Origin of the sequence: Amycolatopsis ruanii (assembly GCF_003385175.1) — a bacterium.
Taxonomy (GTDB): Bacteria; Actinomycetota; Actinomycetes; order Mycobacteriales; family Pseudonocardiaceae; genus Amycolatopsis_E; species Amycolatopsis_E thermalba.
The window spans coordinates 1-4,243 of record NZ_PQHY01000149.1; the positions used below are offsets into that span (position 1 = coordinate 1).

The 4,243-nt window shown below is 73.1% G+C and carries 6 protein-coding genes and 1 pseudogene; 2 read left to right on the forward strand and 5 right to left on the reverse strand.

From position 1 onward, the window contains the following. The 4 genes from D0D28_RS35110 to rimP form a co-directional block, all read right to left on the reverse strand. On the reverse strand, window positions 1-408 hold a 408-nt coding region (locus D0D28_RS35110), incomplete at its 3' end, for a translation initiation factor IF-2 N-terminal domain-containing protein (protein ID WP_205413445.1). A gap of 89 nt (window positions 409-497) precedes the next feature. Next, window positions 498-752, reverse strand: a complete 255-nt coding sequence (locus D0D28_RS35115) for a YlxR family protein (protein WP_369806800.1) — start codon at window positions 750-752, stop codon at window positions 498-500. A 134-nt stretch (window positions 753-886) separates the two neighbouring features. Next, complete coding sequence (gene nusA, locus D0D28_RS35120; protein WP_094005845.1) at window positions 887-1,912, reverse strand: transcription termination factor NusA; 1,026 nt, start codon at window positions 1,910-1,912, stop codon at window positions 887-889. Then, complete coding sequence (rimP, locus tag D0D28_RS35125) at window positions 1,909-2,442, reverse strand: ribosome maturation factor RimP (RefSeq protein WP_094005844.1); 534 nt, start codon at window positions 2,440-2,442, stop codon at window positions 1,909-1,911. The genes nusA and rimP overlap by 4 nt, the downstream gene beginning before the upstream one ends. A 107-nt stretch (window positions 2,443-2,549) precedes the next feature. Between rimP and D0D28_RS35130 the strand changes: the two genes are divergently transcribed. Both D0D28_RS35130 and D0D28_RS35135 read left to right on the forward strand, forming a co-directional pair. Further along, window positions 2,550-3,479, forward strand: coding sequence for a ferritin-like domain-containing protein (locus tag D0D28_RS35130; RefSeq protein WP_116115508.1), 930 nt, complete (start codon window positions 2,550-2,552; stop codon window positions 3,477-3,479). A gap of 68 nt (window positions 3,480-3,547) precedes the next feature. Beyond that, window positions 3,548-4,120, forward strand: coding sequence for a hypothetical protein (locus tag D0D28_RS35135; protein ID WP_116115509.1), 573 nt, complete (start codon window positions 3,548-3,550; stop codon window positions 4,118-4,120). Here D0D28_RS35135 and D0D28_RS35140 read toward each other — a convergent pair. Continuing rightward, a pseudogene (locus tag D0D28_RS35140) lies at window positions 4,117-4,243 on the reverse strand (IS630 family transposase); the annotation flags it as partial. The gene D0D28_RS35135 and the pseudogene D0D28_RS35140 overlap by 4 nt on opposite strands.

The window sequence follows — 4,243 nt, forward strand, 5'->3', positions numbered from 1 at the left end:
CGAAGGCGCAGCCCCAGGCACCCAAGCCCCCGCACCGGGACGCGGTGCCGGGGGCTTGGGTGCCTGGGGCTGCGCCTTCGCGGCCGGGGCCTGCTGCTGCGGGGCGGGACGCGGGCCGGGCTTGGCGCCCGGGACCGGTCGGGCCTGCGGCTGCTGCTGACGCGGCGCGGCGGGTTTGGGGGCCGCGCCGTTCCCGGCCGACGGTCCCGGCCGGGCGCCGCCGGACCGGCCGGCGGATTTGTTGTCCTTGGCGACGAAGGCGTCGCGCAGCCGCCGGGCAACGGGTGCCTCGACGGTCGACGACGCCGACTTCACGAACTCGCCCTGCTCCTTCAGCTTGGCGAGAACTTCCTTGCTCGTAACCCCGAGCTCCTTCGCGAGCTCGTGCACACGGGCCTTGCCTGCCACTGCTCTCCTCAACTGGTGAGGCCGGGCGGCAAAACCCGCTCGACCTCGTCCTATCGTCGCGCGTTCATGGCTTCAGCTTCACGGCTGACTCATGACGGGTCGACCTGCTTCCTTGAATCCATCCGGACCGGGGCCGTTCCCCGGTCCGCCATGCCGACGGTGATCTTCTCGAGATGCTGCCGCACGCCCGCCGCGTCGAGCACCCCGGGCACCTTCAGCGCCCTGGGGAACGCCCGCCGCCGCTCGGCTTTGGCCAGGCACTCCGGCTCGGGGTGCAACCAGGCACCCCGCCCGGGCAGCCGCCGACGGATGTCGGCGACCAGTCGCCCGTCCTGCGCGACCACTCGCAGTAGTTCACCGGCGGCAGCCCGCTTCTTGCACCCCACGCACGTGCGCACCGGGGTCTTCCCCCGGTGCTCGGAGCGTGCGGTAGCCGAATGCGAGCTACGCACCATCTTCGAGTTTAACTCCTGGCCCCTCACTCAGCCGAACCGGTTGTCGCCGCGGGCGTGGCGTCCTCCTCGGAGCCGGCCGCGGCGTCGCTGCGGATGTCGATCCGCCACCCGGTGAGCCGGGCGGCCAGGCGGGCGTTCTGGCCTTCCTTGCCGATGGCCAGGGACAGCTGGAAGTCGGGCACCACCACGCGGGCCGTCTTCGCACGCTCGTCCACCACCCGTACCGAAACAACCTTCGCGGGGCTCAGCGCATTCCCGACGAAGCGAGCCGGATCCTCGGAGTAGTCGACGATGTCGATCTTCTCACCCCCGAGCTCGCTCATCACGTTGCGCACCCGCTGGCCCATCGGGCCGATGCACGCGCCCTTGGCGTTGACCCCGGGGACGGTGGACCGCACGGCGATCTTGGTGCGGTGGCCGGACTCCCGGGCGACCGCGGCGATCTCGACGGTGCCGTCGGCGATCTCCGGGACCTCCAGCGCGAACAGCTTGCGCACCAGGTGGGGGTGGGTGCGCGAGAGCGTGATCGACGGGCCGCGGGCGCTGCGCGACACGGTCACCACGTACGCCTTGATCCGCTCGCCGTGCTCGTACCGCTCGCCGGCCACCTGCTCGCCCGGCGGGATCACGCCCTCGGTGTCGCCGATCTGGACGATCACCATGCCGCGCGCGTTGGCCCGCGCGTCGCGCTGGATCACGCCGGCGACGATCTCGCCCTCGCGGGTGGAGAACTCGCCGTAGGTCTTCTCGTGCTCGGCGTCGCGCAGCCGCTGCAGGATGACCTGCCGCGCGGTGGTCGCCGCGATCCGGCCGAAGCCCTCGGGCGTGTCGTCCCACTCCTCGTCGATGTCGCCGTTCTCGTCCAGCGTGTGCGCGAGGACGCGCACCACGCCGGTCTTGCGGTCGATGTCGATGCGGGCGTGCGGCTGGTGCCCCTCGGTGTGCTTGTAGGCCGTCAGCAGCGCGGTCTCGATGGCCTCGAGGACCGTCTCGAAGGGGATGTCCTTGTCCCGCTCGATCGCGCGCAGGGCCGCGATGTCCACGTTCACTTCGGATCCTCCTCCGGCTCGCCTGCGTTGTGCTCCGAGGCGTCCTGGTCGAGCAGCTTCAGCTCCTCGGCCGGTGGCTGCCTGAACTCGATCTCGATCACGGCCTTGGCCACGTCGGCGTAGGGCACGTCCCGGATCTCACCGGCCACCAGCACCCGCACCGACTCCTCGCCCGCGTGCCCGACGCGGCCCACGTACTCGGCGCCCTCCCGCGGCGTGATCCGCACCAGGCGGAACCGCGAGCGGCGCCAGTGGCGCGGCCGGGTCAGCGGGCGGTCGACGCCGGGCGAGGTGACTTCGAGCGTGTAGGCGCCCGCGATCAGCTGCTCGTTCTCGTCCAGCGCGGCCGAGACGGCACGGCTGATGTCGGCGACCTCGTCGAGTCCCACGCCGTCGTCGGAATCGACGACGACCTTGACGAGCTTGCGGCGGCCCGCCTGCTGGACGTCGAGCGCGTCGAGGTCGAAACCCGCGCCGGACACGGCTTCGGCCACGATCGGCTCGAGCCGGGCGGCGAGTTCTCCAGGCACCTTGGCGCTCTCCTGTTTGGTCTGCTGTCGGTCAGTGAGGGACAAGCTTATCTTGTTGGCCCCGGTCACCGCCCGTGGTCACCGGTCCCCTGGCAGGATGGGCGCACGTGAGACCCCGTACCCGTCGTGACGTCCTGCGGGCGAGCGCGCTGGCGGCGCTGGCCGTCCCCCTCGCCGCGTGCGCAACCGGCTACTCCGACGAACCGGATCCGCTGGCCCTGCTGGCCGAACAGGCCCGGGCCGACGCCGCGGCGGCCGACGCCGTGGCCGCCTCCTCGTCGGCCGACGCGGAGGTGGCGCGCCAGTACTCGGCCGCGCGCGCCGCGCACGCCCAGGCGCTGCAGTCCGAAGTGGACCGGCTGAACCGGCCGAAGTCGCAGCCGGCCGTGGTCGTGCCGTCCGAGCAGGGCATGGCCGGGCTCAAGCAGCGGCTGGCCACCGCCCGGCAGCAGGCCGAGGGCCTGGTCGGCGGGCTGCCCCGGTACCGGGCCGGGCTGGTCGCCGCGGTCGCCGGGGGCTGCGCCGGGCTGCAGCAGGTCGGGAACCGGCTGGGGCCGGGCGCCGCACCGGGCGCGGTGGCCGCGACCGCCGCGGCGATCCCGCCGGAGTCGGTCGGCCCGGTGCAGCAGGCCCTGTCCGCCGAGCACGCCGCGCTGTGGATCTACGGGCTGGTCAGCGCGTTCCTGCCGGGCACCTACAGCGCGGGTGTCGCCGAGGGCACGTCCGAGCACCAGGACCGGCGCGACGCGTGCGTGCGGATGCTGACCGCGGTGGGGGTGGAGCCCGGCGTGGCCGAACCGGCCTACCTCACGCCACAGCCGGTCACCGACGCCACCTCGGCCAAGAGCGTGGTCGCCACCGCGGAGGCGGACGCCGCCACCGCCTGGCGGGGCGTGCTGGAGCAGACCGACGACGCCGCGTTGCGGGAGGTCGCCCTGAAGGCGCTGCTCGCGTCCGCCCGGCGCGGCACCCGCTGGCGCGAGGCGGCGGGCGAGCAACCGACGGCGATCGTGCTGCCCGGTTCGGCGCAGAGCTGACTGGGGGCGCGCCACGGCGCGTGACGACATAACCTTCCCGGGACACGTTCGACGCCCGAGGACGCCCCTTGCTGACCCTGACCCGCACCCTGGCCGGCCTCACCGAGGACGGGGCCGCCCGCCTGCGCGGCCTGCTGTTGCGCCAGCTGATCCGGATGCCGCACGGGCGGCCCGGCGAGTTCGTCGTGCTGCACCTGTTCCTGATGCCGCCCGAGCCCGGCGGCACCCGCTACGCGCTCTACGAGGTCGCGCAGCCGCTGGTGGACGAGCCGCTGGCGCAGGTGCAGGGCCGGGCGCTGAGCGAGCTGCAGGCCGTCCACGGCGACCCGCGCCTGGTGCCCGGCGCCGACCAGGGCTGGCGCGGCACCGACCCGGCCCGCCGCGGCGTCTACCTCGGCACCGGCGCCCGGTTCACCGGCTCGCGGCCCGGCATCACCGGAACGACGATCGCGCGGCTGGTCGACCACACCGCGGTGATGTTCGTGCTGGACGAGGCGCACCAGCCGGTGTTCCTGCAGAGCTCGAAGGAGCTCGTCGTCGCGGGCGAGCAGCTCCCGCCGTCCCCGGAGATCCCGGCCCTGGGCAAGCCACCGTTCCTGCTCATCGACGCCCTGGTGGCCTACCTGCGCAACGCGAGCTAGTGTCCTGAGTTATTAATTCGCGTGCAGTAGCGTGCGATGGAGTCAAGGATCTGGTCGGCGGTCTTGGTCCAGACGTAGGGCCGTGGTTCGTTGTTCCAGGTCTCGATCCATGCGCGGATGTCG